We start from the raw sequence: 1,664 nt of genomic DNA, 5'->3' as shown, positions 1-1,664 counted from the left end.
GGGCGCGGGCGGGTCGAGCACCTGGGAGGGGCTGCCGGAGAAGTCGCCGTAGGCGTTGATCCGGTGGGTGTTGTCGTTGAGCGCGGCGAGCAGCTGGGCGTGGCGCCGGCGCAGGTGGGCCAGCCGCAGCCGTAGCCCGATCCCCCGGGACAGCGTCCCGGCCGCGGTCAGCGGGTCTCGGGTGCGGGCGGCCAGTGCCCGGATCCGGTCCTCGGTGCGTTCGATCTTCCGGTGGACGTCGTCCCGCCGTTCGAGCTGCCGGTGAACGGTGTGGCGCAGCTGCGCCAGCCCGCGATCGCGCAGCCTGGTGTGGTAGGGCTGTTGGCGCGCGGTCAGGTTGCGCTGCAGCCCGGCCGCCAGGGCGCGCAGCCACCGTGGCGCCAGCTGGGCCAGTTTCTGGCCGACCATCGGGCCGACGCCGTTGACCATGTCGATGGTCTCGCGGTCGGTGCCGTTCTCGCTGTAGGACAGCTTCTGCAGCGAGCCCCGGTACTCGAAGAAGTTGGACGCCTGCACGGGGGCGTGTGGCGCCGGGCGCGGCCCCCACCCGATGCCGAACTGGGTCTGGGAGATGAAGTTCCACGGCTTGCCGTTGAACGGCTTCAGGTCGTGCACCCGCACCCAGTGCCAGAACCGCAGCGGCAGGTTGAACCGGCGCCAGCCGACCAGCTTCGGGGTGTCGAACTTCTGCTCCAGCTTCTTGCCCGGCACGTCGAAGTGGATCAGGAAGAAGTCGATCCGGAAGATCCCGACGTAGAACTGCAGCGACAGCCGCACCACCGGGAAGATCCCGAAGATCCGGTTCTTGCGCGTCTGATCCGAGTTGTGATCGAGCGGTGGGGTGTCCAGCACCGTGGTCAGGCCCAGGTTGCCGGCGCTGGTCTTGAGCCCGATCCCGAAGAACCCGTGGCCGAACTCCGGGCCGAACACCGGGGCCAGCCCCACCCACGGGGCCGCCTTCTCATGCGGTACCGGACCGGTCGCGGTGCCCGCCCGGTTGTACTTCAGCCGCCCGACGAACGCCCAGGCGCGCGCCCCCCAGGCCCGAATCCCGCGCAACCGGCCGCGCAACCCACCCGGCACCGACCCGGCCCGCTTCGCCGCCAGCCACGCGTTCTTCTCGTCCCGCCAGGCCTTACGGCTCGCCTCGGTCCACTTCTTGAAGTGCAGCAGCTGGGTGAACCCGAGCCACTCCAGCACCTTGCCCAGCACCGGGACCTGCCGCAGCAGGGTCTGCACGCCGGTGGTGTAGACGCGGTGTTCGACGACGACGTCCTGGCGCTTGCCGTCCTTGCGCAGCCGGATGTGCCAGGACGACTTCCAGGCCCACAGCCAGCCCGCCGAGGCGGTCAGCCCCACGGCCACGCCCACCGGCCCGGACGCGGTGACCGCCGCGCCGAGGCCGGCGGCGAGCCCGAGCGGGCCGATGAACCGCACGGCGGCGCGGACCAGCACCCGGGCGGTGGGTGCGCGCGGCTGTTTCGGGGTGGCCCAGCGGCGCGGGGTCCACCAGGTCCGCAGGCCGAGGACGGCGGAGGCGGCGGTCAGTCCGATGCCCAGTGGCGCGGTGACCGGGGCGGTGCCGAACACCAGCAGCCCGACGCCGGTGGCCAGCCCGACGCGGGACAGCACCCGCAGCCTGATGCGGGCGGTGCCGGGTCGCA

1 protein-coding gene is annotated in these 1,664 nt (G+C 72.2%); it reads right to left on the bottom strand.

What is annotated here, in order from left to right; translation table 11 throughout:
* Window positions 1-1,664 (bottom strand): hypothetical protein (locus N912_RS64990; protein WP_037070460.1); only part of this gene is annotated, 1,664 nt, incomplete at both ends.

Source organism: Actinospineispora acaciae DSM 45401 (assembly GCF_000620785.1).
In the GTDB taxonomy this organism is placed as follows: domain Bacteria; phylum Actinomycetota; class Actinomycetes; order Mycobacteriales; family Pseudonocardiaceae; genus Pseudonocardia; species Pseudonocardia acaciae.
This window is presented reverse-complemented; position numbering and strand designations above follow the sequence as displayed.